This is a genomic window from Rhizomicrobium palustre (assembly GCF_011761565.1).
Taxonomy (GTDB): domain Bacteria; phylum Pseudomonadota; class Alphaproteobacteria; order Micropepsales; family Micropepsaceae; genus Rhizomicrobium; species Rhizomicrobium palustre.
The window spans coordinates 2928231-2953568 of the sequence record NZ_JAASRM010000001.1 but is presented as its reverse complement, the minus strand read 5'-3'; the positions used below and the strand labels follow the sequence as shown (position 1 = coordinate 2953568).

The following is a 25338-nucleotide window of genomic DNA, read 5'->3' as shown; positions in this document are numbered from 1 at the left end:
CACGGGCATTCGGAGACAAAATGCGAGATCCATACGACGTGCTCGGCGTATCTAAAAACGCGAGCGAAGCAGAAATCAAAAAGGCCTTCCGGAGCCTTGCCAAGAAGCATCACCCGGATACCAAGGGCGGTGATCCTGCCGCCCAGAAGAAGTTTCAGGAAATCAGCGGCGCCTACGACATCGTGGGCGACAAGGAGAAGCGCGCCAAATACGACGCCGGCCAGATCGACGCCCAAGGCAATCCCAAGGGGTTTGATCCGCGGGCCCATGGCTTTGAAGGCGGCTTTCCCTTCGGCGCGGGCGGCGGTGGCGGCAGAGGCCCCGGCGATTTCCATTTCACCTGGACCAATCAGGGCCCCAAGGGCGGCCAAGGCGGCGGCCCAGGCGGTGGCTTTAATGCCGAAGACATCTTTGCCGACCTGTTCAGCGGTTTTGGCGGGCGCGGCGGTCAGCGCCGTCAGCAGGCCCAGCCCCAGCCGGGCCAGGACTTCGAGGTTCAGACCACTGTCGGGTTCGAGGAAGCCGCCGCGGGTGGCACCCGCCGCGTGGTTCTGCCCAATGGCGAGCAGATCGATGTGAAAATCCCGCCCGGCCTGAAAGACGGCCAGCAGATCCGTTTGCGCGGACGCGGCGGTGCGGGCCGCGCGGGTGGACCTCCGGGCGATGTCCTGATCCAAGTCACCGTCGCCCCCCATCCCTATTTCACCCGCGATGGCCACGATCTGAAGGTCGATCTGCCGGTGACCCTGAAAGAAGCGGTGCTGGGCGGCAAAGTGCCGGTGCGCACCCTTTCAGGCACGGTGGCACTCTCCATCCCGCCGGGCTCCAATTCCGGGAAGGTATTGCGTCTCAAAGGTAAGGGCATTCCGGCGTCTGGCCAGGAACGAACGGGCGATCTCTATGTCCGCCTGATCGTCACCCTGCCCGAGGGCGAGGATAAGGAGCTCAAGAGCTTCATTGAGAAATGGGGCGCCGATTACGATCCGCGTAAGAAATAACCGGCGAAAGAGGGGCAAACCGCTAAGAGTGGTTTGCCCCTTTTCTTTGCTTAGTACTTCGCGGTGAGCTGCAGGAACAACACCCGGCCCATCGGATCATAGACGCCTGGATAGGTGTTGCCATTGCCGAAGCCGCCCAAGAGGCCGGACGCAATGGCTGGTGGCGATTTGTCGAGCACGTTGTTAACGCCGCCCGTCAGAGTCATGCCGTAGCCGACATCACCACTCGCGGCCAAATCGAAGTAGTTATACTCGGCGATGTGGTCGTTGATCGTGCTGGTCGTCCCCGCCAGATAGGGATTGGTGGAGTTCGACGACAATTTCACGCCGCCAAGGTGGCGCCAATTGATCGAGATCGTCGCTGTCGAATCCGGCAACATCCAGGTCGTGCGCAGGTTATGGCGCCATACCGGAGAGGGCTGACCGCATGTCGAGCCGAACAGGCCGGCGCAATCATAGGTGCCGAGCCCCGGCAGAGGCTCATTCACCGAGTTGATGAGATAGGTGCCGAGAATATTGAAATCGAGCCCGCCCCATTCTCCAAGGTCATAGCGATAATTGCCGCCGATATCCAACCCGGAGGTCTTCAGGAAGCCCGTATTGACGTTGGTGGAAATGATGTAGCCGTCGGTGCCGAAGAGAATACCGCCGGAGCGGTGATCGCGATGCAGCAGCCCGCAATAGAAGGACGAGCTGGTGGTCATGCACTGGTTTAGAATGACCGCCGGATCAACGGCGCCGATATAGCCCTTGATGCGAATGTTGTAGTAATCCAGCGACAATTGCAGGCTCGGCACAGCCGACGGCGTGAAAACAACTCCCGCCGTGAGGGTTTCGGCCTTTTCCGGCTTCAGATCAGGATTGCCGCCATATTGCTGCGTGCACAAATCGGAAGGACATTCCGTGATGTGTCCGTACTCGGCCGCGGTGACACCAGACACGGCGCATTGCGCCAGCGTAGCGGTGGGCGATTTGCCCGCACAAGGATCGGTCGCCGCGACGTTGCCCTGCCCTTGCGCATTGAACAGCTCCGAAATGCTCGGGGCGCGAACGGCGCGATTATAGCCGCCACGGAAGCGCAGCTCATCGTTCGGCGCATATGTGGCTTCGATCTTGTACGTCCCGAAAGTCTTCTGCGGCGACGATGCTTTAGAAGAATGCGCGTCATAAAGGGTATAGCGATAGCCAAGATTGAGGCTGAGCGATTTCGCCCAAGGCTTATCCTGAACCAGCGGGATATCGGCTTCCGAATAAAATTCATCACTCATGATCTTGCCGTCGCCTGGGGCCGATCCAGAGGCTTGCGACAGCGCATCCGCTGTGAACACGTAAGTTTCAGCACGGTGCTCGACACCAAAAGCCATCGCCACGCCATCATGTGCCCAGGGCGAGGTTACACCATAGACACCAAGATCGGCATTGATGTTCCCCGCATACTGCACCAGCGTTTGCTTGCTCGCCGTCGACTTGGCCTGGAAAATGTATTGATAGGCTGCCGCCGAAGGGCCATTCGCGCTGAAGACATCGACAGGAACGCATTTGGGGTCACTGCCATCGACTACGGACTTACAGGTCGGCGTTCCATTCACGCTCACCACCTGCAAGCCCTTGCCCCCACGCGCCTGATCGACGTCATTGAGATAGGTCTCGCCGTACAGCATCTGCGATTGCATGGCGCTGACGTCGTAGCTGATCGCACTGTTCAGCTTGCCGCGGAAGCCGATCTGAGCCCGGATATCTTCATGGCGCAGGTCATCGCGCCGTGGCGCACCTTTCACCATGCGATAGGATACAAGCGCCGATGCATCTGCCGTCGAGGTCGTGGAACCGCAGAGAAGATTTTTCTGCTGATCGCTCATCAGCGGGTTGTCGCAATTGATGGTGAAGGCTGTTCCCAGCCAAATCGCGCTCGCGGCAACCTGCGAGAAGGTGTGATCCTTCATGTACATGAAGGAGCTATAGAACTCGAGGGCGTCGCTATATTGATAGGAGAGGAACGCACCGCCGGTAATGCGCTTGTCCTGGCGCTGAATATAGTTGTCGCCTGCGTAGTTATAGAGGAAAGACGAATCCTCGAGCACCCACGACTTCGATCCGTCTTTTGAATTTGCGAGATCGAGTCCGGTATTAGGCCCGCTAAGCAGGGCAAAGCGGCCATAGGCGGTGTTTCCCGAGCCACCACAGGAAAAAGCACTGCCAGCATCATTCAGCGCGCAGGCCGAATAATCGCGCGTGTTCTGCAAAACGGGATCCACTTTGCGATAACCAGCATAGACGGTGATATTGCCCTTGCCGCCCAAGAAATCCGTTCCGGCGGCGAGCGTAGCGTTATATTTAAAGCCGTCCCAGGTCGTATCAGGCGCCGTTGTTTTGCCCGACGAGGTCTGAAGCGAACGCAGGCTGGAATTATCGTTGGTGTGCTCGGCGATGCTGGTCTGGGCATCCAAGCGAATGCCGTCCAGGCGCTTGTTGAGCTGGAAATTCACCACGCCGGAAATCGCATCGGAGCCGTAAACCGCCGATGCACCGCCGGTCAGAACATCCACTCTTTCGACCAAGGCCGAGGGGATGAAGTTGAGGTCGACGGCCATGGTCGGCAGCATGCGCTGACCGTCAATAAGGATCAGACCACGCCCAGAGCCGAGTCCGCGCAGGTTCACATTGGACGTGCCGCCCGAACCATTGGAGACGTTTTCGTTGGCGTCTGCGGTTACCTGGGGCAACCGGCTCAGGATCGTTTCGCTTTCCGCGATACCGCCGAGCTGAATATCTTTTGAGTCCACCGTCGAAATCGGACTCACGCTTTCATAATTCGGGCGCTGGATATGCGTACCTGTAACAACGATGGTTTCAACGTTTGTTTCTGCGCTGCTTTCCGCCGCCGCATCAACCGTAATGAGCCCGGTAAGAAGTGCAGTAACGGCGGTAGCCGTCACATAGCGAATATGACTTCGACACTGTTTTTTTGACATAGCCACCCCTTGCATTCACCAGAGGCCGACCCTGAAAGGGGCACAGCCCAGCCGCAACGCGATAAGAGAAACAGCGCGATATTTTCCTGTCAAATATAAATTATACGATCTACCAGATACCGTAGACCATTTGCATTCCCCACAATCGGCGTATGGCCAAATTTGCGGCACCTGCGCGGCACCGGGAAATTTTATTTGTACGATCGCAAACAATCATTCCGGCGGCAGGATTTCCCGGATTAGAGCCTTATTGGACCCTACGAACGGAACATCCCGGCACTGAGGGAAAAAGGGCGTCTGTCGAAAAATCAGCCACACTGCTGTGCGCGAGGGCATAGAGATATTGGACGTGAAATTTTGCGCGGAATACGGCTAGCCGACAGCCGAGCGCACCCATTCAGGCGCGGCGAACTCCCATTGGAACGCCGAACATCGTTCCTGGAGATAGTGAAAGAGTCGATTCAGTGCCGGCGGCGCTTGCGGTCATGCACCAGCAAACCAAAGCCGAGGCCTGCCAGAACCAAAGCCAGCGCCGACATGCCCAGCGCATAGCGATAGGCGCTGACCACGCGGGATTCGGCGGAGGCTTGCTCGCGCGCCAAAGCTTTCATCTCTGCGCTGCGCATATCGACCAGCGTATCCTCGATCCCCTTGCGCCCGACCTTTTTGCCATAGGCAAGGATTTCGCCGACCACGGCCCCGCGCTCGGTTTTGGCGCGCTTGGCGAGCCCTTCAAAATAGGCGTTATGCGCAAGCAGCAGCTGGCGAAGCTGGGCCAGACGCTGTCGCTGCTCGGGATAATCGCCGAAAAGGGCATCGAAGCCGGCAACCCGGTCATGCAGCTTGCCTTCGATGCTTTGCATCCAGATGAGATAGATCGGGTTGTCCGAGAGCACATAGCCGCGCACCACCATTTCGATACGCAGGATGTCGTTATCGACCCCTTCGAGTTCCAGAAGCGCGGTATTGGAGTGCTGCACCCGCATATAGGATTGACGCAGCTCGGAGACATTGGCGCCAAGCAGCGTCATGGCCGAGACGAACAAAACCAATGAGACCACCAGCATCGGCAGGCCCATTTCCCGCAGTATCCCTCTGTCGAGAATATCCCAGATGCGCGTACGGGATGATGCGCTCCCGCTCATGTCGTTCTCCCCCCGGCCACACTTTAGACTAGCCAGCGCCTAAATGGTTACGAAATCCCCCTTAAAATTTTATTGCTCTAATAGACATTTCCATGCCCCCGAAGCATTCGAATTCCACACGTCTTGCGCGGACTTAGCGCCAGAACCAACCTCTGAGGCTGGTCAGTAAGGTGAAATCTTGCTTTCGGGGAGCTTTTCGAGGCAATTGGCGCCAACACGATTTGAGTCGGAGGGTTACATGGCATTCGACGGCCTTATGAAAGGCAAGCGCGGCCTCATCATGGGCGTCGCCAACCAGCATTCCATCGCTTGGGGCATCGCCCAGGCGCTGCATGAGGCTGGCGCGGAACTGGCGTTCACCTATCAGGGTGATGTTTTCAAGAAGCGCGTCGTCCCGCTTGTGGAGCCGTTGAACCCGGCGCTGGTTCTGGATTGCGATGTGACCGATGCGGCCTCGCTCGACGCGACCTTCAAGGCGATCGAAGAGAAGTGGGGCTCGATCGATTTCGTGGTTCATGCCATCGCCTTCTCCGATAAGGACGAGCTGAAGGGCCGCTATGTCGATACAACGCCGGGCAATTTCGCCCTGTCGATGAACATCTCCTGCTATTCCTTCACCGCGGTCGCCCAGCGCGCCGAGAAGCTGATGACTGATGGCGGCAGCCTGGTCACGCTCTCCTATTACGGCGCCGAAAAGGTGATGCCGCATTATAATGTGATGGGCGTTGCCAAGGCGGCTCTTGAAGCCTCCGTGCGCTATCTCGCCGAAGACCTTGGCAAGAAGGCGATCCGCGTGAACTCGATCTCCGCAGGTCCGATCAAGACCCTGGCGGCTTCGGGCGTGGGCGATTTCCGCTATATCCTGAAGTGGAACGAGTACAATTCCCCGCTGCGCCGCACCGTGACGACCCAGGAAGTCGGCAACAGCGCCCTCTTCCTCCTCTCCGATCTCGGCAAGGCCGTGACGGGTGAAAACCTGCATGTGGATGCGGGCTATCACGCCATCGGCATGAAAAACCCGGAAGCCCCGGATATGTCGATCGCCAAATCGGGCGAGTAACAAGAGGCGGGTTATGTCCCATAACAGCTTCGGCCATCTTTTTCGGGTCACGACCTTTGGCGAAAGCCATGGCCCGGCGCTTGGCTGTGTTGTGGATGGCTGCCCGCCCAACATTCCGCTCACCGAAGCCGACATCCAGGGTGACCTCGACCGGCGCAAGCCCGGCTCCTCGAAATTCGTCACCCAGCGAAAAGAGCCCGATCGGGTGAAAATCCTCTCGGGCGTTTTCCAGGACGAGCGCATGCCGGAGCAAGTCACCACCGGCACGCCCATCGCCCTGATGATCGAGAATGTCGATCAGCGCTCCAAGGACTATGGCGATATCCGGGACAAGTTCCGCCCAGGCCATGCCGATTACACCTACTTCGCCAAATACGGCGTGCGCGATTACAAAGGCTCAGGCCGCGCCAGTGCCCGTGAAACCGCCGCGCGCGTCGCTGCCGGAGCTGTCGCCAAGAAGGTGCTGAACCATCTTTATGGCGATGTGAGCATCCGTGGCGCCATGATCCAGATGGGCACGCAGAAAATCGACCGCGCCCGTTTCGATTGGGCGGAAGTGGCCAACAATCCCTTCTTCTGCCCCGACGCCGCCGCGATTGATCCCTGGACGGAGTATCTTGAAGGCGTGCGCAAGGCGGGCTCCTCCTGCGGCGCCATCATCGAGATCGTCGCCGAAGGCATTCCCGCCGGATTAGGTGCGCCGGTCTATGGCAAGCTCGATGCCGATCTCGCCAGCGCAATGATGAGCATCAATGCGGTCAAGGCGGTCGAAATCGGTGATGGCTTTGCCACGGCCGCCATGTCGGGCGAAGAAAACGCCGATGAGATGCGCGCGGGACCGGACGGTAAGCCGGTGTTCCTCGCCAATCACGCGGGCGGCATCATCGGCGGCATTTCCACCGGCCAGCCCGTCGTGCTGCGCTTCGCCGTCAAACCCACCTCCTCCATCCTCACCCCGCGCAAGACCATCGATGTGCACGGCCAGGAAACTGAGGTGATGACTAAAGGCCGCCATGATCCTTGCGTCGGCATCCGCGCCGTGCCGGTAGGCGAAGCCATGATGGCGATCGTGCTCGCCGACCATGCCTTGAGGCATCGCGGGCAAGTAGGATAATACCGCCCTCTCCCCTTGTGGGAGAGCGCATGCGGGGCCCCGATGGATACCTTCAACTTTCTCTCAGTCTTGTTCTCGGTGATCGTGGGCTTAGCCCTCACCGACGTCCTGCAAGGCTTTCGCAAACTAATCCATGCCCGCCAGCGCGTAATCATCTTCTGGCCCATGCTCATTTGGGGCGCGGTGATGATCCTGATCCTGGTGCAAACCTGGTGGGGCATGTTTGCGATGCGCAATTTCGCCCATTGGACCTTTGCCATGTATGGCGCGGTGATCGGGCAGATCACCTTGATGTATCTGGCCGCCGGGGTGACCATGCCAGAAGTGCCAGAGGAAGGCCCCGCCCACATGGAAGCGGCCTATTTCGCGAATAAAGATTGGTTTTTTGGCCTTTTGGCCGCCACGGTGCTGGCAACCTTCCTGAAAGACTTCATTTTGGTAGGCCATGTGATCGGCGGCGCCAATTTCGTCTTTCTCTTCACCTATCTTGTCTTCGCCGTGATCGCCGTTGCGGTCAAATCCCGCTGGTACCATCTCGCCCTGGCCCCGGTGGCCGCCGCAGGGGTCCTCGCCAATGCGGCATTGATGTCCTATCGCCTCTAGGCGCTAATTCTCCCGCCGCACCACCTTTTCGTGCGAGAATTCGTGCTTAGATTCTAACGCGCGAAGCGCCTTCCGCGCGGCGCGGTATCAAGGAGCACCCCCATGGGGCTTTTCGCCGATTTTCCAGGCTCGATCCTCATTGTGATCGTCCTGTTTCTCATCGTCATCGCCTTGCTGCAGACCTTCTTCACGGTGCAGCAGCAGAGCTGCGCCATCGTGGAACAATTCGGCCGCTATGTCCGCACCGCGCGCCCCGGCCTGAACGTCAAAATCCCCTTCATGGAATATGTCGCCCAGCGCGTTTCCTTGCGGGTGCAGCAGCTTTTGGTCGAGATCGAAACCAAGACGGCAGACAACGTCTTCGTCAAAGTCTTGGTGGCGATCCAGTATCGCGTCGCCTCGGGCAGTGAATCCGTCTCTTACTACCAGCTCTCCAATCACGAAGAGCAGATCCGCTCTTATGTGCTGGATGTAGTGCGCGCCAAGGTTCCGCGCATGAACCTCGATGAAGTCTTCGAGAAGAAAGACGACATCGGCACTGCGGTGAAGACCGAGCTTGATGCCGCGATGAAGGTCTATGGCTTCGAAATCCCCAGCGCTCTCGTCACCGACGTGAACCCCGCCGATAACGTCAAGGCAGCGATGAACGAGATCAACACCCAGCAGCGCTTGCAGGTCGCCGCCAATGCCAAGGGTGAAGCCAACAAAATTTTGGTGGTGAAAGCCGCCGAGGCCGAAGCCGAATCCAAGCGTTTGCAAGGTGAAGGCATTGCCAAGCAGCGCCGCGCCATTGTCGACGGCCTGCGCGAAAGCATCACCGCCTTCAAGGCGGAGGTGGGATCGGTGAGCGAGCATGAGGTGCTCAATCTGGTGCTGCTGACGCAGTATTTCGACACCATGAAGGAGATCGGCGTCTCCTCCGGCTCGAAGGTCATCCTCCTGCCCCACTCCCCCGAAGGCATGAGCGACGTCTCCGCCCAACTGCGCAACGCCATCCTCACGGCGAACGAAGCCAGCGACGCGGGGAAGAAGTAGATCCCTCTGCAAATCGCACAAAAATTACTTTAACCTCCCCCTCGCGGGGAGGTCGAAATTTGCGGGAGCAAATTTCGGGTGGGGGGGGCTCAATGGCTGCAGGAAACTGGACTTGGCTGGAGCTGGCAAAACTCCTTGCCCAATCATTCACGCCGATCGCTCTAGTCATATTAGGGCTTTTTGTCCAAAGAGCTCTGAAACGCTTTGAACACAAGCAGTGGCGCAATCAGAAACTTATCGAACGAAAGCTCCAAGTCTACGATAAGCTTGCCCCACTCTTCAACACGCTCCTCTGCTACTACACCTTTGTAGGTACATGGAAAGAGCATTCTCCCGCCGACATCATCAAACTCAAAAGAGAGATTGATGGCCTCGTCCATTTGAACAAGCCACTCTTTGAGAAAGAGTTTTCCGAAGCTGCAGAAGCGTTCGAAGCGATATGCTTTGAGATGTATACTGGCATGGGGAAAGATGCCCGACTAAGAACATTCCGCAACGATCATAATGAGGGATACCGTGGAGCTTGGGAGGCATCGTGGGATGAGTGCTACAGCAACGATCCAGTCGATCCGCCACTAGTGAGAATAGCATATGACCGCGTTATAGCGGCCATGGTAGACGAAATCCGGGGGCCAGATCAGCGCCCCGCCGCTTCCCCCCACCCGAAAACGCTTTGGCGTTTTCGACCTCCCCGCAAGGGGGAGGTAAAAGTCCCCACTTGAATCCCCTCTCCCCGCTTCCCACATCTTCGTGGCTGTTTGACCGCGTAGAGACCTGCGATGCTGACGCACCGCTAAACATGCCTGCGGGCGCTCAAGGCATGCGGATGCAGTCATGTAGTAAGGCATTTATCGTTTGATTCCAATCCGTTATGGGCAAAAAGGCCGATTTGAATTTCACTTTTTTATTTTCGGGGGGAGAGGCGGTTCCGGTACTCGGCCCACCTCGGGAAGGAAGCAAGGCGATTATTGTTCTGCCGCAGAGGGTTACGGCGAAAACAGCCGATTTGAATTCGTGTTTTTATTTTCCACGATGCTACTTCCATTTCGGAATGAGCGCCGCCGCCCTCTCGCCCACTGCCAATTGCGGATGCGAGGGCGTCTCGACTTTTTCCTTTTTCTCCCGCGCCGCCACGCAAGCCACGGCCTGCTGGCCGAGCCCCGGAAAATCCCGCGCGCTGCTGAAGCTCTCTAAAACGCATTCATCGAAGAAAGTGTACTTATCATCCGCCCCGCAGCCGAAGGAGGAGCGGTCTGGCGCCGCTGCCGTCATCACGATGCGATCCGGCCCTTTCAGCTTCGGCACGAACACGCCCGAGTAACAGGCCGAGACAATCGCCACCACCGGCCGGGCGCCGCAGGATTGGGCCAGCATCTTGGCAAGGCCTTTCGGCGAAAGTCCGTAATCGCCAATGCCGATGGCCTGCTCATCACCATGGCTGGTGAAATAGACAAGGCAGCCGCCCTTCGCCGCCTTCGCCACTTGCGCAAGCCCGCGCGCGATGCGCGATGGTGTGGAAGGCGATGGCGCGCCGATGGGAAAGGTCTTAGGCCGGTCAGAGAAGTGGCGGATATGCTCTGAAAGGAAGCCAATCTTGAGCAGCGCCTCGCCGATCGCGATGCGGCCATTATCAAAAACGGCGGTGCGCTCGCCCTCGCTGGAATAGGAATCGCCGGCCACAACCACCGCCGCCCAATCGGCGTAAGGCGACGCAGCGGAGGCTGGCGCCACGATGATCAGTACAAGGAATATTAGCCAGCGCGTCATCGCGTGAACTGGGCGGCCAATTCGATATGCGAGGACCAGAGGAACTGATCCACCGGCAAGACGGGGCCGAGCTTATAGCCGCCATCGATCAGCACTTTGGCGTCGCGCGCGAACGTCGTCGCATCGCAGGAGACATAAGCGATGCGCGGCAGTTTGGAGGCGGCGATCTCCTTGGCCTGTTCCAGCGCGCCCGCGCGCGGCGGATCCAGGCAAAGCCCATCATAGAGGTTCAATTCGAACCGCGTCAGCGGCCGCTTGAAGAGGTTGCGCTTCTCAGTGGTGATGGGTTTGAGGCCCGACGCTGATTTTACGCCCGCCGCCAAAGCCTCCAGCATCGGCGCTTCCAACTCCACCGCATGCACGCGCGCTTTTTCAGCGAGAACAAAACTGAAAGTTCCGCAGCCCGAGAAAAGATCAGCGATCTTCTTGGCGCCCGATAAAGCCTCACGCACGAAGCCTTGCAGGATGGCCTCGCCTTCGCGCGAGGGCTGCAAGAAGGCTTCCGGTGGCAGCGGCACCGATGCTTTGCCGAGCCGCACCTTGGCTTCTGCGAAAGAGGTGAGCACTTGGCCACCGACCGAAACCCGCACCAGCCCAAGCTTGTCGGCCCAGATGGCGAGCGCCGTGCGCGTCGCTTCATCCAGCTTCTTGTTCCAGCGCAGCGCGAGATCGACACCGGCGTCGGTTTCGGTCAGGCGCATATCGGCATCACCGCGCGGCGCCAACACCTCTTTGAACATCCGGCGAAGCCCCGGCAGCAGCTTCAGCAGCGCGGGCGTCATCACCTGGCATTCCGCCATGTCCACAATGTCGTGCGTTTTGGCGGCATGAAAGCCGATTTCCACAACGCCGTCTTTCAGCTTCACTTTCAGCGCAGCGCGGCGGCGCGTGGCAGGCGGCACTTCCACCACATCCCTCAGCTCAGCCGCGACGCCTTCCAGCTTCAGCGCCGCCAGCACCAGTTCTTGCTTCAAGGCGCGATAGGCGTCATCCGGCAGGTCCTGATATTGGCAGCCGCCGCAAGCGCCGAAATGACGGCACAACATGCTCACGCCTGCCTCGCCACTACCAGGAACTCACGATTGCCATCGCCGCCTTCAATCGGGCTGTCAATCACGCCGAGAATGGACCAGTGGCGCTTCTCCAGAAGCTTCACCACTTCCTGCACCGCCGCGTTCTGTGCCGCTTCATCCTTGACGATACCGCCCTTGCCCACTGCGGCACGACCCGCTTCGAATTGCGGCTTGACCAGCGCGACCAGGAAAGCATTGCGCGCCAGCGACAAGGCAGCAGGCAGAGCCAGCTTCAGCGAGATGAAGCTCACATCGGCGACCAGCACTTGCGGCGGCTCTGGGATTTGAGCGGCGGTAAGATTGCGCGCATCCGTGCCTTCCAAACTGACGACGCGCTCGTCATTGACAAGCTTCTGGCGTAGCTGACCATGACCAACATCGACGGCATAGACGCGATGCGCGCCGCGCTCGAGCAGCACTTCGGTGAAGCCGCCCGTCGAAGCACCAATGTCTAGACAGACGAGCCCCTCCGGCGAAAGCTCGAAATGGTCCAGCGCCGCCAGAAGCTTCAGCGCACCGCGCGAGACGTAAGGATGAGCTTTGACATAGGCGATCTCAACCTCGTCACCGAGGAGCTGCGACGGCTTCATCACCCGCGCGCCATTGGCCGTTACCGTTCCGGCACGAATGGCCGCCTGCGCCTCGCTGCGAGACGCGGCAAAGCCTTTTTCGACCAGAAACACATCCGCGCGTGTCGGCATGACAAGCCGCCTGAAATTGCACCTTCTATTTCGAGGGGCGCGCCTCAGCGGTCAAGCTTATTCGGGAGCCTTATGCGATGCGCGACGCAGCGGCAGCAGCTTCTTCCCGTCCAAGTGCCAAAAGCGCCGTCTGCACGATCCCGCCGGCATCCAGTCCAGCCTCAATGTACAGCCGCTCGGGACTATCGTGGTTCTGGAAGTGATCCGGCAGGACCATCGGGCGGACTTTCAGCCCCTTATCGAGCAGACCTTCCCAGGCCAGGAACTGCATCACATGCGAGCCGAAACCGCCGACGGAGTTCTCTTCCACCGTGATCAGGAGCTCATGTTCCTGCGCCAGGCGCTTGATGAGGTCGGTATCCAAAGGCTTGGCGAAGCGGGCATCGGCCACGGTGGTCGACAATCCGTAGGAAGACAGCATCTCAGCGGCTTCCAGCGCGGGCGCAAGGCGGGTGCCAAGGCTCAAGATCGCGATAGAAGTGCCTTCCTTGATGATGCGGCCCTTGCCGATTTCGAGCGGCGTACCAATCAGCGGACGTTCGAGGCCAACACCCTCGCCTCGCGGATAGCGCAGCGCCGAAGGGCCTTCATCGTAGCGCACTTGCGTCGCCACCATATGCATCAGCTCAACTTCGTCGGCCGCGGCCATCACCACCATGCCCGGCAAAGCGGCCATATAGGTGACGTCGAACGCGCCCGCATGGGTCGGGCCGTCGGCGCCGACGAGCCCTGCCCGATCAAGGGCAAAGCGCACCGGCAAGCTCTGCAAGGCGACGTCATGCACAACTTGGTCATAGCCGCGCTGCAGGAAAGTCGAATAGATCGCGCAGAAAGGCTTCAAGCCTTCCGCCGCCATACCGGCCGCGAAAGTCACGGCATGTTGCTCTGCAATGCCGACATCAAAGCAGCGACCGGGAAATTCCTTGGCGAATTGATCAAGTCCGGTGCCCGAAGGCATCGCCGCCGTCACCGCCACAATGCGCGGATCGGCCTTTGCTTCCGCCAGTAAGGCGTCTGAGAATACCTTGGTATATGACGGCAAGTTCGACTTGGACTTCTTCTGCTCACCGGTCAGGACGTTGAACTTAGTGACACCATGATACTTGTCGGCACTGTGCTCGGCTGGGGCATAGCCCTTGCCCTTCTGGGTGACGACATGGACCAGGATCGGACCATTCTGCATATCGCGCACATTCTCGAGCACCGGAATGAGATGTTCGAGATTATGGCCGTCAATCGGGCCGACATAATAAAAGCCGAGCTCTTCAAAGAGCGTGCCGCCCGTGACCATGCCGCGGGCATATTCTTCCACCCGTCTCGCGGCGATCGCGAGCGGACGCGGCAGCTTGAGTGCCAAATGCTTGAAGAGCTTGCGCACGCCGCGATAAGAGCGCGACGACACCAACCGCGAGAGATGCGCGCTGAGCGCGCCCACAGGCGGGGCGATCGACATGTCATTGTCGTTGAGGATAACGATCAGGCGCGTGTTATTCGCACCGGCGTTATTCATGGCTTCATACGCCATGCCCGCGCTCATCGAACCGTCACCGATCACAGCGACGACGTTGCGCTTTTCGCCCTTCAGGGCGCTGCCGACGGCAAAACCGCAGCCCGCCGAAATCGAGGTCGAGGAATGCGCCGCGCCGAAGGGATCGTATTCGCTCTCCGCGCGCTTGGTGAAGCCCGAGAGACCACCACCTTGACGTAGGGTACGCATACGCGAACGCCGGCCCGTCAAAATCTTATGCGGATAAGCCTGATGACCGACGTCCCAAATTAACCGGTCGTCGGGTGTGTTGAAGACATAGTGCAAGGCCACGGTGAGTTCGACTACACCGAGGCTCGATCCCAGATGGCCACCCGTAACCGAAACGACATCGATCAGCTCATTGCGCAGTTCATCTGCAAGCTGAGGAAGAACGGATGGCGACAGCGCGCGCAATTCGTCCGGCGTTGAAACGCCGTCCAGAAGTGGCGTCTTGCTGATTCCCGACATTAGTTGTGCTCCGCTCGCCGCGCAGCCTGGGTACAGTGCATTCCCCCACCCAAGGGCGGCCGCCGGCTTTGAAGGTCAGTCATATAGACAAAGAAATCAAGCCGCACCTTATTGCAATGGTAAGCGCGCGACGAGCCATTAATCCCGTGTAAGAATATTCCGTTTCGTGCAAACCAGGTTCACTAAAGGCGCCAAATCACGTTTTACGAGGAATCGAGCGCCCTTCGCTGACCAAGCCGCATGTTCCGACGGCGGAATATCGGCAGATCGCACAAAGCGACCTGCATTTGCCCCTAGACGATCTCGGCTGGCTCTACGGAAATCTTCGACCCGTTCTGGACGATTTTCTCGAGGCGTCCCTCAGCGGCCTTCAACTTTGCCTCGCAATGCGCCTTGAGTGCCTGCCCCCGCTCATAGAGCGCGATCGAATCTTCCAGATCCACTTGTCCCTGCTCCAGGCGCGCGACGATCGCTTCCAACTCCTTCAGTGCAGCCTCAAAACTGAGCGTGCCTACACTCTGATCAACCATCGCAAAATCCTCGACTCTCTCCTGCACACTTATAACTGCCGCATGACGGCACTCAACGCATCCCGCAGCGCCGACATAGCAAATCTCTGGATTCCCAAAACCACCCCACACGACCACAACCCAGGGGTTAGCAGTTGAAGTGAGTATTTCTTAGGCACCCAACTTATTGTTTTTAATGGAGAAGGCTAATTTATGGATATCAGATATTTAAATATCCCGTGTGTCTACATGCCGTAACTTATTTCCTATTTCACACAAAAAATAGCAATAATGTATTCTTGCTTCCATTTTGTGCAGCATTCACGCAACAGGCAGGTAGCTAAATCATTGCAAAAACGCATCGAGTAATGACGAGAGAGATATCTCCTTTTAGCGTTGCAGGCATGCGAGCAAAGCAGACGTCTAGAAAAACGCCAGCGGTCAGCAAATGAGCAGACCAAATGCTCGTCAAAAAACGAAGTCGCTGAACCAACAAGGGGGTTCTATTGTCAAACCGAAATCTCACCGTCCGCTCTGCGCTGTTCCTAGGCGCAGCTACCGCGGCAGCACTCACCCTTTCGCCGGGCTACGCGGCGGATCAGGTGGAACAAGTGGTGGTGACCGGCTCGCATATCGTGTCGCCCAACATGCAGTCCGCAAGCCCGGTCCTCGAAGCCTCCGCGTTGGACATCCAGGTCCAAGGCGTGACCAAGATTGAAGACCTGCTCAATCAATTGCCGCAGGTTTTCGCCGGGCAGAACGCGACGGTGTCCAACGGTGCGACCGGCATCTCCACGGTGGATCTGCGCGGCCTTGGCTGCGATCGCACCCTGGTGCTGCTCGATGGCCGCCGCCTGCCCTATGGCTCGATGCTGGATTCCTGCGCCGACTTGAACCAGATCCCGAGCCAATTGATCGAAAAAGTGGACGTGCTGACGGGCGGCGCCTCGGCCATTTACGGTTCGGACGCCATCTCGGGCGTGGTCAACTTCGTCATGAAGCACGACTTCGAGGGCTTCCAGGTTGAAGCGCAAACCGGCGTCTATGAGCACGACAACTCCAACAGCGCCCCGGGCAACATCCGCAACGTGATCACCGGCCGTGCCGCCACGAACCCCGCGCAATTCAAGCTGCCGTCCGACCAAGTGTGGGAAGGCTTGGGCACCCAAATCTCTGCCGTCCTGGGTGTCTCCTCCGCCAATGGCAAAGGCAACATCACGGGCTTCTTCAGCTATCGCCATAACGACCCGATCCTGCAATCCAAGTATGACTACTCGGCTTGTACGGTCGCCAAGCAGAAAGGCACTGATTGGACTTGCGGCGGCTCCGGCACTTCCTATCCTGGCCGCTTCACGGATTTCTCGAACTTTGACCTGACGCTCAACAGCGCCAAGCCCGGGACCTTCCGCGACTACGATCCCTCCACCGACCAATACAACTACGGCCCGCTGAACTATTATCAGCGCCCTGACGAGCGTTATGCGGCCGGCTTCTTTGGCCACTATCAAGCCGCTCCGTTCGCAGATGTCTACGCTCAGATCAACTACACGGACTATTCGACGATTGCCCAGATCGCTCCGTCGGGCGACTTCGGCAACACCACGACCATCAACTGCGATAACCCGCTGCTCTCGGCGTCTCAGTCCAGCGCGATTGGTTGTACGCCTGCGATGATCGCGTCCGGCGCCACCACTCCGATGTACATTTATCGCCGCAACGTCGAAGGCGGCGGTCGTCAGAGCACCCTGCGCAATACCTCGTTCCGCGCATTGATGGGTGTTAAGGGCGAAATCAGCGATGGCTTCACCTATGACATTACGGGCTCTTATGCCCATGTTGAGTCCAAGCAGGTCTATCTGCACGACTTCTCCGTGTCGCGCCTGACCAAGGCTCTCAACGTCGTGACGGATCCGTCCACCGGCAACCCGACTTGCGCATCGGTGCTTGACAAATCCGACACCGCTTGCGTGCCGTACAACATCTTCACCATCGGCGGTGTCACCCAAGACGCCCTCAATTACGTGCAGATTCCGCTGGTCCAGACCGGCAGCACCTCGCAGGTCTCGTTGTCGGCCAACTTTGGCTTGGATCTCACCAAATACGGCTTTGTCAGCCCCTTGGCCAAGAGCGGTGTGCAGGTGGCGTTCGGTGCCGAATACCGTCAAGACAGCCTCGAATCCGTCACCGACACGTCCTTCGCGACGGGCGACGGTGCGGGCCAAGGCGGTCCGACCATCGGCCTGAACGGTGCGACACATGTGGCGGAAGGCTATCTCGAAGCCAGCATCCCCGTCGTCGAAGATGCGCCCTTCATCAAGTCCCTCTCCGCGGACCTTTCCTATCGCTTCTCGTCCTATGACCGCATCGACACCAACGCCTATGGTGCTCAGCTTCAGTGGACGGTGAACGATGACCTCCGCCTGCGCGGCAGCTATGAACGCGCGGTTCGCGCGCCGAACGTGATCGAGCAGTTCAAAGCCAATGGCATGAACCTCGACTCCTCATTCGACGTCGATCCTTGCGGCAAAGGCGGTTATGCGACGCTCGCGGCTTGCCAAAGCACGCCGGGCGCTGGCGCTGCGACGTGGTACGGCAAGGATTCGCTCAACAGCCCTGCCGGTCAGTACAATGTGTTCCAGGGCGGCGTTCCGACCCTTAAGGCCGAAAAGGCCGACACCTTCACGATCGGCTTTGTCCTGACCCCGCAAGCGGTCTCGGGCCTGGTGGTGTCTGTCGACTTCTTCGACGTCAAGCTGCGTAACAATATCGACGCCTTTAAGGGCGCGGATATCCTTCTGGCTTGCTACCAATATAGTGTCGCCGATCAATGCGCCAAGATCCACCGTAATCCGAACGGTCTGCTTTGGACCGGCACGGGTTATATCGAAGACCTGAATGTCAACGTCGGCGGCAAGCGCACCTCCGGCATAGACTTCAACACCAGCTATCAGTTCGCTCTGGGCGACCTCGGCCTCGGCGTGGGTGATGCGGGTTCAGCCTCCGTCAATCTGACGGGCACGTGGATGAACAAGCTGACAACGGACACTGGCCTGGGCTTCAACAACGTCTGCGCTGGCATGTATGGCGATCGTTGCGGTACGCCGAACCCGGCCTGGCGCCATGTTCTGCGCACCACCTGGGACGCTCCGTGGTATGACCTTTCGGTCTCGGCAAGCTGGCGCTTCTACGGCGGCGTCAAGCAGCTCGGCGCCAAGACCACGGCGATCGACTATCGCTGGCCGTCGCGCAGCTACTTCGATCTGTCGGCTGCAGCTCCAGTGTTTACCGGTACGACCCTGCGCGTTGGCGTCAACAACCTCTTCGACAACGACCCGCCGCTGTCGAGCGTTGTCGGCACCGATGGCAACGGCAATACCTACCCGCAGGTTTACGACTCCATGGGCCGCTATCTCTTCGCGTCCCTCACGGTCAACATGTAAGGCCGGATGGTTTTCTGAATACGGCGGCGGGCCACAAGCCCGCCGCTTTTCTTTTGCGCCCTCGCGCGCTAAGCAGCCTAGGCATCCATCGAGGAGTTTCGCGTGATTGCTTCGCCACATGCGATGTTGGACGCTGCCTTGCGCCTCGAACAGGCTGGCCGCGTTAGCGAAGCCACTGCGGCTTATGAAGTGCTCCTCGCCGCTTGGCCCGAGATCGCGGATGGCTGGTACAATCTTGCCCGCATGAAGCGCACGCTTGGCGAGTCCTTGGCGGCACTCTCCGCCTACGATGAAGCCCTGAAACGCGGCGCATCAAAGCCGGAAGAAATCCATCTTAATCGCGGCGTGATCTTCGCCGATGATCTGCGGCGCGATGACGAGGCCGAAAGCGCCTATACCGCGGCCCTTCTGATCAATCCGCGCTACACGCCAGCGCTCCTCAACCTTGCCAATCTCAAAGAAGACCAGGGCAAGCGCGACGAAGCACGAAGGCTTTATGGCGATGCGCTCGCCATCGAACCCAATAATGCCCTGGCCCTGGCGCGGCTCGCAGGTGTGAGCAAAACGTCCGACGCTCAAGACCCGCTGATCCAGCGGCTGAAATCCACTTTGGCGCGCCCTACCCTGACGGTGGAGGACCGCTCCGACCTCGGCTTCGCCCTTGGGCGCCTGCTTGATCAATGTGGGAATTACGACGAAGCCTTTCAAGCCTATGCCAAGGCCAATCGCGCCGCCCGCGAGATGACGCCGCCACAGCAGCGCTATAACCGCGCCGCGCATGAGAAGCTCATCAGCAAGATCATCGCCGCCTTCACAAACCCCGTGGAGAAAACGGGCGCGCCTGCGCCCATCTTCATCTGCGGCATGTATCGCTCCGGCTCTACACTGGCTGAGCAAGTGCTGGCGGCGCATCCGCGCCTGACCGCTGGCGGCGAGCTGAACCTTATCCCGGCCCTCGTTCAAGGCAAGCTCGCCCCCTTTCCAGAGAGCATGGCCACGCAGAGCCCGGCGATGCTGGCGCAATATGCCGAAGAGTATCGCGCCCAGACCGCGGCGCTATTTCCCCCTGCGCTGCAGATCACCGACAAGCGGCCCGACAACTTCCTCTACATCGGACTGATCAAGGCGATGTTCCCGGATGCCAAGATCGTGCACACCAAGCGCAATCTCTTTGACACCGCGATCTCGGTCTATTTCCAGCATTTAGGCGAGGATTATAGCCGCGATCTTTCCGACATCTCCCATTATATCCGCCAATACCAGCGGCTGATGGCGCATTGGAAAAGTCTGTATACAGATGATGTATTGGATTTCGATTACGACGGTTTTGTTCGCGAGCCCCGGCCCCATCTTGAAGCCTTACTCGCTTTCCTTGGCCTTGACTGGCACGAGGGCTGCCTCAGCTTTCATGAGGCCGAGACCAGCGTCAAAACCGCGAGCGTCTGGCAGGTGCGCGAGCCGCTTTACCAGAAATCCTCAGGGCGCTGGCGGGCCTATGAAAAGCACATCGGCGCCCTGAAGGCAGGACTTCAAAAATAGCATCTGGCCGGGCGTTATCACCCGGCCAGCTTCAACACTTTACTCCGGCAGGTTGGCCGCGCGCAGCTCAATGCCAGCGCGCGGCGCCTGACGCACCGCATGCGCGGTGTGGCTGATCACCGGCGAGGTCATCAGAGTCTTGAAATTCTCGATGGCCTGCACTTCGTCATCATCACCATTTAGCCAATCACTCACCGTCTCCAGGAAGCCCTTCTGACGTGGATAGAGCTTGAAGCGCACGCGATCGCCCGCCGGGACGCCCGCAAGGCGCTTGGCAACATCCGCCGCATCCCAGAAGCCGCCAAGCTTATCGACGAGGCCACGCTCCTTGGCGTCGGCGCCCGTCCAGACCCGGCCACGGGCAACTTCCTGCACCTTGGCGAGCGGCAGCTTGCGGCCCTCGGCCACCTTCTTGGTGAAGTCTGCATAGATGCCATCAGCTTCGGCATTCAGCGCCGCCCACTGCTCGGGCGTATAGGGCGCGAGGTCCGAATTCATCAGCGCATTCTTGCCGACACCGACGAGTTCACCCTTGACCCCGACAAGGCCAAGCGTGTTGCCGATCGACACCTTGCCCGTGAGCACACCGATGGAGCCGGTGATCGTGGCCGGATGGGCCACAATCTTGTTGGCGGAAAGCGAGATGTAATAGCCGCCCGACGCCGCCACGCCGCCCATCGACACCACCACGGGTTTGCCCGCAGCCTGCGCCTTCTTCACAGCATCCAAAATCTGGTCCGAGGCCGCCACGGAGCCGCCAGGGGAGTCGACGCGCAGGATAATGGCTTTCACATCTTTGTCGGCCGTCGCCTCGCGGATGGCATGGGCCATGTCATCGCCCGCGATCACCGAGCTGTTGTCGAAGGGCCCGCCGCCCGTGGAGCCTTCCACGATCTCGCCCGAGGCCTGCACCAGAGCGATATGGGGTCCGCTGCCATAGGCCGAAGCGACCTTGGCGCCGAGGAATTGCGACAGGGTAATAGCCTGCGCATCCCCGCCCGCCTTGTTCAGCGCGGCGCCAAGTGCGTCATCGTCGAACCCGATCTGGTCGATCAGCTTCTTGGCCTTGGCGTCTTCGGTGAATTGCGGGCTGGCATCGAGGGCCGCCACCATCGCCGCACGCGAAATCTTGCGATCGGCGGCGGCGGTGTTCACAGCCGCGTCGTAGGTGGATTTCATCAGCTCCTGGAGCTGCTCGCGGTCCTCCTTGGTCATGGAGCTTTCCATGAACATGTCCGCGGCGCTCTTATATTCAGAACGCTTGGCGATCTGCGGCTCGGCTTTGATCTTGTCGAGCAGGCCACGCACAAAGAACTCGCCACCGCCGACACCCGCCGCGGCGAAGCTCGATTTGGGCTGCATCCATATCTGGTCCGCCGCAGTCGCCGTGACATAATCGCCAAGGCCCGCGCCATCAAAACCTTGGGCATGGGCGATGACGAACTTGCCGGAGGCGCGGAAGCGCTTCAGCGCCGCCCCGATCTCCTCGGCTTCTGCGACCGAGAGCGCGCCAGTGCCAAGGCGCAGGAAGACGCCCTTCACCCGCGGATCACGCTCGGCGGCATCCAGGCCCAGGACGATGTCGAGCACCGTGGGGGCGCGAGCGCCAAATGAATATTTTCCGGGTCGGGAATCCGCGACGTCCTTGCGCAGGTCGATGGAGAGCACCATGGAGCCCGGCATCTTGTCGCCTCGGGCCATGGCGAAAAGGCTGATCACAATCAGGATCAGCAATATGGCTAAGGTGAACTTGATGAGGCCATTTAAGGTGCCAGCCACAATCGAACCGGCCCAGCGCAAGAAGGCGACCATGTATATGTCCTTTTTTCCCGGCGGCCGAAGCAGCCTCATCCCCCGACTATAAACAGCAATATAGTAACGAAAACGCCGTTCGCGACGTGTCTGAGCCGCATCAGCGAAAGATTATTCACGGGCGGCCGATAGAGCTCTTCAAGCCAGATTCAAAAACGTGAAAACAAACCCGGGATTTTCCGCGTAAGATACTGTTCTAAATAAGAAAACACTCTACTTCGAAGCCACCCTGGACGGCCTTGGACTTCAGCCTAAATGGGCTCGGCTGTAGCAATATAATTGTTCTGTGTGTTTCGGGTGGGGGGCCCTTCCACATTCGACGGCAGAACAAGAACTTTTCCCGACCTCCCAAGACCAACTCCCTGAGATGGGGTTGGAGTGGTCGTGGTTCAAGGGGGCCAGAATGGCGCATGGACAGAATGCCATTGCAGGGTACGTCTGCACGCTCCAGAGTCCCAGATCGCGCTTCAGGATCAGCAAATGCCTATCCCCGATTATCAGACACTGATGTTACCCATTCTCCGGTTGTCGTCGGAAGCGGAAAAAAGCGTTTCGGACGTGGAGAGCGAGATTGCGGACCAGTTCCGCCTTTCTGAAGACGATCGCAACGAACTCCTGCCCAGTGGCAAACAGCGCGTTTTTCACAACCGGCTGCATTGGGCCAAGTTCTACCTCTCCAAAGCCGGATTGATGAGCATTCCGCGCCGCGGACGTTTCATTGCCACAGAGGCCGGTAAAGAGCTCCTCCGGCGCGGCATAGACAAAATCGATCTCAGGCTTTTACTGGAAATCCCCTCTTTTAAAGAGTTTTACCGTCCAGACACGGCAACTGCGGCCGAACCGTCGTCAAATGCGCAAGAAATTACCAGCAACACCGATAGCGCGCAGACGCCGGAGGAAGAAATCGATACAGCCCATAAGAAGCTCACGCTTGCTCTGCGCGCCGAGCTGCTTGACCGGATATCACGAAATAGTCCGGCATTTTTCGAACAGACGATTGTCGATCTTCTGGTTGCGATGGGATATGGCGGATCGCACAAGGACGCAGCCCAGCAATTGGGCCGAACAGGCGATGGCGGCGTTGATGGCGTGGTCAATGAGGATCGGCTTGGGCTCGACCGCGTGTACATCCAAGCGAAAAGATACGCCGCCGGTTCTACGGTTGGCCGTCCGGACGTTCAGGCCTTCGTTGGTAGCTTGGTAGGCTTTGGCGCAACCAAAGGCGTCTTCGTAACTACGTCCTCATTCAGCACTCAGGCGCGGGACTATGCGAAGCATTTGACGCAGCGCGTGATACTGATAGACGGCACTACCCTCGCAGACCTTATGATCGAGCATAATGTCGGCGTTCGCATCAATCGGAAGATTGAGTTCAAGAGAATAGACGAAGATTTCTTCGTCGATGAGGACTGATAAGGCAAGATCGGCAGCCTTCGTGCCGCGGCGTTCCCCTCACCCGCAAAATCTAGCACTTAGCCTCGCACCCGGATCCGTTCTGAGGCCATTCGTGCTTGGCTAAGTACAAGATTTTGCGCCCTCTCCCACAATGGGGGAGAGGGGACAACGCTTAAAACTCCGACCAGCCGTCATCGGTTGAGGCCGCAGGTGCCGCGGGCGCGTTGACGGTGCGTTTGGCGGGGCGAACTTGCGCAGCGACGCGGGGCTTCGCAGCGGGTTTCGCGGCGGGTTTAGCGGGGCTACGCAGCGGAGCCGAACTGAGGCCCTCCCCGCCGGTCGAGAAAAAGCCCACGAAGTTGCGCAGGCGTTCCGTCTCGGCTGCGAGATTGCGCGAGGCGGCGGTGCTTTCATCGACCATGGCGGCGTTCTGCTGCACCGTCTGATCCATCTGCGACACCGCCTTATTCACTTCCTCAACACCTTGGGACTGCTGGGCCGCGGCTTTGGCGATTTCGCCGACCAGCGAATTGATCTGCTGCACCTGTTCGACAATGCGCTGCAGCGCCGAGCCGGATTCGCCCACCAGCTTGACGCCGCTTTCCACATGCGAACCAGAGGTCTGGATCAGCGTCTTAATCTCTTTGGCGGCCTGCCCCGATCGTTGCGCCAGCGCACGAACCTCACTGGCGACCACGGCAAAGCCCCTGCCCGCATCGCCCGCGCGCGCCGCTTCGACACCCGCATTCAACGCCAGAAGATTGGTTTGGAAGGCGATCTCATCGATCACACCGATGATATCGGTGATCTGCTTGGAGGACTGCGCGATGGCGTCCATGGCGCTGATGGCCGTTCCGACAACGCGCCCGCCATCCTCAGCCGCAATCATGGCATCGGCCGCGCTCTTGGTCGCGGTTTTGGCGTTCAGCGCGGTCTGCCCAACCGTGGCCGTGATCTGTTCGAGGGCCGCAGCGGTTTCCTCCAAGCCCGCAGCCTGATGCTCGGTGCGGCGCGAAAGATCATCGGCAGAAAGCGCGATTTCCTCGGCGCTTTTGGCGATCTCATTGGAGGACGCCGTGACATGGCCGACCGTGTCCTGCAACCGCTCCAACGCGGCATTGAAATCGGCCTTCAGCTTGGCAAAGGGGCCGCTTAATTCGGCGGAAATGCGATGGGTAAGATCGCCCTGCGCAAGGCTGTTCAAACCCGTCCCGATGGAGGTGACGATCACTTCGGTCTGCTCGGCCTTGGCTTCCTCGGCAGCTTGAATCTGATTTTTGAACGAGGACATCGCCCCGGCAAGCTGGCCAATTTCATCCAGCTGATCGGCGCAAGGCACCTCGACGTTGAGATTTCCGCGGGCCAATTCGCCCATCGCGTCTGTCATACGCTGGAGTGGCTTCGAGACTCCGCGGACCAGGAAATATCCGGCCAAAGACGCCAGCCCTGCAGCAAAGATCAGCGCTGCGAAAATCCAAATCCGTCCCTCTTGATAAGTGGCATGCGCCTGTTTGCCTGCGGCCAAACCTGCCTGATGCTTGAAGGCGACGGTCTTATCGACGGCCGCTTTCAACGCCGAAAAAGCCGTGCGCATTTCATGCGTGTAGTAATGGGCGGCGGCCTCCATGCCTTCATTCTTGAGCAACGCCAATTCGTGCTCTTCCAGCGGCAGATAGGCATCCCATTTCTGCCGGACATCATCGGCAAGCTTGCGCTCCTCGGCGGTCTGAACCAGGGCGTCGTAGCTCTTCCACGCCTCTTCCGCGTCCTTCACCACCCGCATGCGGATTTTCGTGTCGGTCACGCGCTGGGCATCGTCCACCATCAACATCGAGGCCTGAAAGGCACGATAATGGGTGATCTTCATCGAGAAGGTGCCGAGCACCTCGATGGCCGGCATTTTACTGGTGCTGAGGTCATTGGCATCGCCATCCAGCCGCGACAGCCCGTTCAGCGCGAGCAGCCCCAAGCCAATGGTGGTAAGCAAAACAATCGCAAAAGCACCAATTACTTTGCGGGAAACGGGCAGATCTTTGATGGCCATGGAGTGCTCCGGTGGCCGCGTCAGGCAGGCCAGCCGTAAGCCTGCCCGAATAGATTTTACATATCGTTATTCTATGTTCGGCCGCATGCTCGCGATGTGGGAATTGCACCGCCTTGGCGCCGCGCCGGAGCGTTT

At 59.1% G+C, this 25338-nt stretch carries 18 protein-coding genes; 9 read left to right on the top strand and 9 right to left on the bottom strand.

The window, feature by feature from the left end; translation table 11 throughout:
* Nucleotides 1-20: 20 nt before the first annotated feature.
* Nucleotides 21-998 (top strand): DnaJ C-terminal domain-containing protein, encoded by a 978-nt coding sequence (locus tag FHS83_RS13040; protein ID WP_167083385.1) that lies wholly within the window; start codon nucleotides 21-23, stop codon nucleotides 996-998.
* Between the two features lie 50 nt (nucleotides 999-1048).
* Here the strand turns inward: FHS83_RS13040 and FHS83_RS13035 are convergent, their stop codons facing one another.
* Both FHS83_RS13035 and FHS83_RS13030 read right to left on the bottom strand, forming a co-directional pair.
* Nucleotides 1049-3970: a TonB-dependent receptor plug domain-containing protein gene (locus FHS83_RS13035; RefSeq protein WP_208414640.1), complete on the bottom strand. Its 2922-nt coding sequence runs from the start codon at nucleotides 3968-3970 to the stop codon at nucleotides 1049-1051.
* 461 nt (nucleotides 3971-4431) lie between these two features.
* Nucleotides 4432-5115, bottom strand: a complete 684-nt coding sequence (locus FHS83_RS13030) for a CHASE3 domain-containing protein (RefSeq protein ID WP_167083383.1) — start codon at nucleotides 5113-5115, stop codon at nucleotides 4432-4434.
* Between the two features lie 238 nt (nucleotides 5116-5353).
* On the opposite strand from FHS83_RS13030, the gene fabI reads away from it, so the two are divergent.
* The 5 genes from fabI (at nucleotide 5354) to FHS83_RS13005 (ending at nucleotide 9649) form a co-directional block, all read left to right on the top strand.
* Nucleotides 5354-6175 (top strand): enoyl-ACP reductase FabI, encoded by an 822-nt coding sequence (gene fabI, locus FHS83_RS13025; protein WP_167083382.1) that lies wholly within the window; start codon nucleotides 5354-5356, stop codon nucleotides 6173-6175.
* A 13-nt stretch (nucleotides 6176-6188) separates the two neighbouring features.
* Complete coding sequence (aroC, locus tag FHS83_RS13020) at nucleotides 6189-7289, top strand: chorismate synthase (RefSeq protein WP_167083381.1); 1101 nt, start codon at nucleotides 6189-6191, stop codon at nucleotides 7287-7289.
* A 42-nt stretch (nucleotides 7290-7331) separates the two neighbouring features.
* Nucleotides 7332-7892: a hypothetical protein gene (locus tag FHS83_RS13015; RefSeq protein WP_167083380.1), complete on the top strand. Its 561-nt coding sequence runs from the start codon at nucleotides 7332-7334 to the stop codon at nucleotides 7890-7892.
* Between the two features lie 102 nt (nucleotides 7893-7994).
* The gene (locus FHS83_RS13010) at nucleotides 7995-8927 is read left to right on the top strand and encodes an SPFH domain-containing protein (protein WP_167083379.1); all 933 of its coding nucleotides are present in this window, start codon (nucleotides 7995-7997) and stop codon (nucleotides 8925-8927) included.
* Between the two features lie 92 nt (nucleotides 8928-9019).
* Nucleotides 9020-9649, top strand: coding sequence for a hypothetical protein (locus tag FHS83_RS13005; RefSeq protein WP_167083378.1), 630 nt, complete (start codon nucleotides 9020-9022; stop codon nucleotides 9647-9649).
* Nucleotides 9650-9962: 313 nt separating this feature from the next.
* On the opposite strand, the gene FHS83_RS13000 is transcribed toward FHS83_RS13005, so the two are convergent.
* The 5 genes from FHS83_RS13000 to FHS83_RS12980 all read right to left on the bottom strand — a co-directional run bounded on the left by FHS83_RS13000 (nucleotide 9963) and on the right by FHS83_RS12980 (nucleotide 14994).
* Nucleotides 9963-10694 (bottom strand): C13 family peptidase, encoded by a 732-nt coding sequence (locus FHS83_RS13000; RefSeq protein WP_167083377.1) that lies wholly within the window; start codon nucleotides 10692-10694, stop codon nucleotides 9963-9965.
* Complete coding sequence (locus FHS83_RS12995) at nucleotides 10691-11740, bottom strand: class I SAM-dependent RNA methyltransferase (RefSeq protein WP_243846392.1); 1050 nt, start codon at nucleotides 11738-11740, stop codon at nucleotides 10691-10693. The genes FHS83_RS13000 and FHS83_RS12995 overlap by 4 nt, the downstream gene beginning before the upstream one ends.
* 2 nt (nucleotides 11741-11742) lie before the next feature.
* Nucleotides 11743-12468 carry a TlyA family RNA methyltransferase gene (locus FHS83_RS12990; RefSeq protein WP_167083375.1) on the bottom strand — a complete coding sequence of 242 codons (726 nt, stop codon included), beginning with the start codon at nucleotides 12466-12468 and terminating at the stop codon, nucleotides 11743-11745.
* Nucleotides 12469-12538: 70 nt separating this feature from the next.
* Nucleotides 12539-14464 (bottom strand): 1-deoxy-D-xylulose-5-phosphate synthase, encoded by a 1926-nt coding sequence (gene dxs / locus FHS83_RS12985; protein ID WP_167083374.1) that lies wholly within the window; start codon nucleotides 14462-14464, stop codon nucleotides 12539-12541.
* A 293-nt stretch (nucleotides 14465-14757) separates the two neighbouring features.
* On the bottom strand, nucleotides 14758-14994 hold the full coding sequence (locus tag FHS83_RS12980) for an exodeoxyribonuclease VII small subunit (RefSeq protein WP_167083373.1): 237 nt from the start codon (nucleotides 14992-14994) through the stop codon (nucleotides 14758-14760).
* A gap of 485 nt (nucleotides 14995-15479) precedes the next feature.
* On the opposite strand from FHS83_RS12980, the gene FHS83_RS12975 reads away from it, so the two are divergent.
* Both FHS83_RS12975 and FHS83_RS12970 read left to right on the top strand, forming a co-directional pair.
* A complete protein-coding gene (locus FHS83_RS12975) occupies nucleotides 15480-18413 on the top strand; it encodes a TonB-dependent receptor domain-containing protein (RefSeq protein ID WP_167083372.1) in 2934 nt (977 codons plus the stop codon).
* A 102-nt stretch (nucleotides 18414-18515) separates the two neighbouring features.
* Nucleotides 18516-19952, top strand: a complete 1437-nt coding sequence (locus FHS83_RS12970) for a sulfotransferase (RefSeq protein ID WP_167083371.1) — start codon at nucleotides 18516-18518, stop codon at nucleotides 19950-19952.
* 39 nt (nucleotides 19953-19991) lie between these two features.
* On the opposite strand, the gene sppA is transcribed toward FHS83_RS12970, so the two are convergent.
* On the bottom strand, nucleotides 19992-21764 hold the full coding sequence (gene sppA / locus FHS83_RS12965) for a signal peptide peptidase SppA (RefSeq protein ID WP_167083370.1): 1773 nt from the start codon (nucleotides 21762-21764) through the stop codon (nucleotides 19992-19994).
* Nucleotides 21765-22244: 480 nt separating this feature from the next.
* On the opposite strand from sppA, the gene FHS83_RS12960 reads away from it, so the two are divergent.
* Complete coding sequence (locus FHS83_RS12960; protein WP_167083369.1) at nucleotides 22245-23177, top strand: restriction endonuclease; 933 nt, start codon at nucleotides 22245-22247, stop codon at nucleotides 23175-23177.
* Between the two features lie 154 nt (nucleotides 23178-23331).
* On the opposite strand, the gene FHS83_RS12955 is transcribed toward FHS83_RS12960, so the two are convergent.
* Nucleotides 23332-25203 (bottom strand): methyl-accepting chemotaxis protein, encoded by a 1872-nt coding sequence (locus FHS83_RS12955; RefSeq protein ID WP_167083368.1) that lies wholly within the window; start codon nucleotides 25201-25203, stop codon nucleotides 23332-23334.
* Nucleotides 25204-25338: the final 135 nt, after the last annotated feature.